The sequence below is a fragment of the Spongiibacter pelagi genome (assembly GCF_014705705.1).
GTDB lineage: Bacteria > Pseudomonadota > Gammaproteobacteria > Pseudomonadales > Spongiibacteraceae > Spongiibacter > Spongiibacter pelagi.
Map to the genome: position 1 here is coordinate 1 of NZ_JACXLD010000032.1, position 3,228 is coordinate 3,228.

1 protein-coding gene is annotated in these 3,228 nt (G+C 50.7%); it reads left to right on the top strand.

Going from position 1 to position 3,228, the window contains the following annotated elements:
• Window positions 1-131 precede the first annotated feature (131 nt).
• Complete coding sequence (locus IB286_RS15215; protein WP_008250625.1) at window positions 132-3,152, top strand: Tn3 family transposase; 3,021 nt, start codon at window positions 132-134, stop codon at window positions 3,150-3,152.
• The last annotated feature ends 76 nt before the right edge of the window (window positions 3,153-3,228 follow it).

Below are 3,228 nucleotides of genomic sequence, written 5' to 3' on the forward strand. Positions count from 1 at the left end.
TGGGGTCCTAGGGATTTTGCCCCCAAATACTGCAAAAACCGCTGAAGTCCCCGTATTTACTGGCCTCCAAGCCACTATTAATTTTAATTTAGCTCAAGTTTCAGTATCTTCTTCGGCCTTTGGGTCAAAGAATGAGCAGAAACAAGCGACTATCGATTCTCACTGCCGCTGAAATCGAGGATTTATACGGCGTCCCGTCCTTCAACGAATCGTATCAGCGGTTTTACTTCACATTGAATGATAAAGAGCGTGCTGAGCTGGCCAGAATAAGGCAACGCAAGTATCGCTGTATCGCCATCGCATTGTTGGGCTACTTCAAATGCAAGCCCATCTTGCTCAATCCGACATTTAAATCCATGCGGGATGACCTGGAATTTATTGCGCAAAATCACTTCGATGGCCTGAAATTTCGGCGCTTCAGTCTGAAATCTGATCAAAAGTCCCGCATTTATGAGCGGATTTTTTCCATGATCGATTATGAAAATTGGAAAGATCCTGAGCATCAACCCCGGCTTGTTGAACACTTACTGGTCTGCGCTGAAAGCTGGGTCGCGGCGCGTGCTCTCTTTGATGCTGCCATTGAGTTCCTGGCTCACCAGAAAATCGCCATTCCTGCCTATAGCACCCTGCAGAAGATCGTCAGCCAGGTGGTTAACCAGCATCAGCAGCGACTGCATGAGAAGATCGGTGCCGCGTGTAGCCCAAAATTGACGGCTATACTAAATACACTGGTATCCGGTAATGACCAGCTTACGTTAACACAATTGCGCGGCAGCGCGCGCAATTTCACCGGTACCGAGTTGCAGAAAGAACTTGCAGTGTATCACCACATTCAACCGCTGATGGCAGAGGTGACCGCTGTCCTCGACTCGCTTTCTCTGTCTCAAAAAAATCAGCAGCACTATGCCGAACGGATTCACTATTACGGCGCCAAAATAAAACGTCAGTCGCCTGAGAATCAGTGCCTATATCTGCTTTGCTACCTACAGTTTCGATACCAAGAGGGGCTGGAACGGATGGCCGAAGGGTTCATTCATCACGTTCGACAGGTCAAGCAACGAGCGCATCAGCTGGCGCAGGACCGAGTTTATCGGGATTGGCAAAAGGCGGCTACCAATGTGAGTAAAGCTGCGGAAATCTTGCGTCTGTTCGTTGATGATCGTATCGATCCCAATACGTCATTCCACTCTGTACAGAAACAAGCATTCCAGGTTCTCAATGCTAGTGAGCTGAGCTCCGTCTGCCGGTATCTCGGCAATCAGAAGCAGTCGGCGGATGAGGCGTTCTGGCAACACCTGGATACAGAATCTACGTTGAGAACCGGCCTGTTACGATCACTCTTTTGTTGTCTTCGCATTGATGGCACCGATAAAACACAACGGTTGGCAGCGGTCTTGAGTCAAGCTCGACAGGAGCTGGCAGCCGGCAATATGCTCGGGGATGTCAGTATTGACAGGCGTCTTCCACCCAAAGCCACGCGACCACTCTTGTTGAAATCTGACGGCGGCATAGACAAGGCTAGATATGAATGGTTCTTGTATTTGCAGATTCCCAGCCGCCTAAACGGCCAGTTAGTGCTGCCAGAAGTCATACGGTATCGTGCACTGGACGACGATCTGGTAAAACCACAGACTTGGAAAAATCAGAAGCAGGCCTTGGTCGAGGGTACGAAGCAGCCCAAAATTACTGAGGATCCAAAGCAACTGATCCCGCGCATGACGGATCAGTTGGCCACTCGGCTACACGAGGTCAGTGACTACCTGGAACGCCTGGACAACAGGGATATCATTCTGCGCCCGAAGGGGGGTAAACACCTTTGGCGCTTACCGACTGCCGGCAAAAAACATCTGGTGAACAACCCGTTCTTCCAGCAAATGAGGGCAATCGGAGTCGCCGATGTCTTGCGCGTGGTGGATCAGGATACCGGATTTATTGACGACTTTGAGCACGTGCTGGGCATGACCTCCAAAAGCCGCCAGTATGAAGTGGACTTGCTGGCGATCCTGATCGCTAATGCCACAAACCAGGGCATCTATGGTATCGCCCAGATCTCCGACCGCACCTACGATCAGCTGAGTACGATCCAGGCGAACTACCTTCGACTGGAAACACTGAATGCCGCAAATGACCGCATCAACAACGCCACTACGCGACTGAGCATTTTTAATCACTACAATATCCAGGATGACAACCTGCATGCCAGCGCCGATGGCCAAAAGTTCGAAGCTAAGCGCGAGACATTCCGTACCCGGTATTCCTCAAAATACTTCGGCACCAGCAAAGGGGTCTCGGCTATCAGCCTGAACGCCAATCATATGGCAATCAATGCCCGGGTGATCGGCGCTAACGAACATGAATCCCATTACATCTTTGATCTTCTGATGAATAACAGTACTGAGATCATTCCAGATACGCTCTCCACGGATACCCACGGGGTAAACCACGTCAATTTTGCCTTGCTCGATCTGTTTGGATACCGGTTCGCCCCCCGATATGCTCAGGTAGGCAGGGTCATCAATGAGATGTTCAATATCTCCGAGGACGAGAATCAGCGCTTGAAACTCGCGTTGCGTAAACCGATTAATACACAGATCATCATGGAGTACTGGGACACCATCCAGCGAATTGCCGTCTCACTGGCTCACCGGAAAACCACCCAAGCCACATTGGTCCGGAAACTCTCAGGCTACAAGCAAAACCACCCTCTACTGAAAGCGCTGACTGAATATAACCGACTGTTGAAGGCCCAATATCTGCTGGATTACATCGATGACGCCAGCCTTAGAAACCACGTGCAACGAGCCTTGAATCGGGGAGAAGCTTATCACCAGTTGCGCCGGGCAATCAGCAACGTGAACAGCGACCGGTTCCGGGGAAATAGCGACGAGGAGATACAAATCTGGAACGAAAGCGCCCGGTTGGTAGCAAATGCCATTATCTACTTCAACTCGAAAGTACTCAGCAACCTGCTGGACAGCTTCGAGGAGCAGGGCAGCGAAAAATACATGGAAACCGTAAAGGGCGCATCACCTGTCGCGTGGGAGAATATCAACTTCCGGGGTACGTATACGTTCGCGCCGACGGGAGAACTTCCGAAACTGGATGATTTAATGGCGCCAATTGAGGGGTATCGGCCGAAAGGTGAAAGTTGATGCCTCTCTACAGGCCAGTAAACATGGGCGCTTCAGAGGCTTTTGCAGTATTTGGAGGCAAAATCCCTAGGACCCC

Excerpts from the sequence above, each read along its gene's own strand:
- IB286_RS15215 (WP_008250625.1), top strand. The coding sequence starts at position 132 with ATGAGCAGAAACAAGCGACTATCGATTCTCACTGCCGCTGAAATCGAG.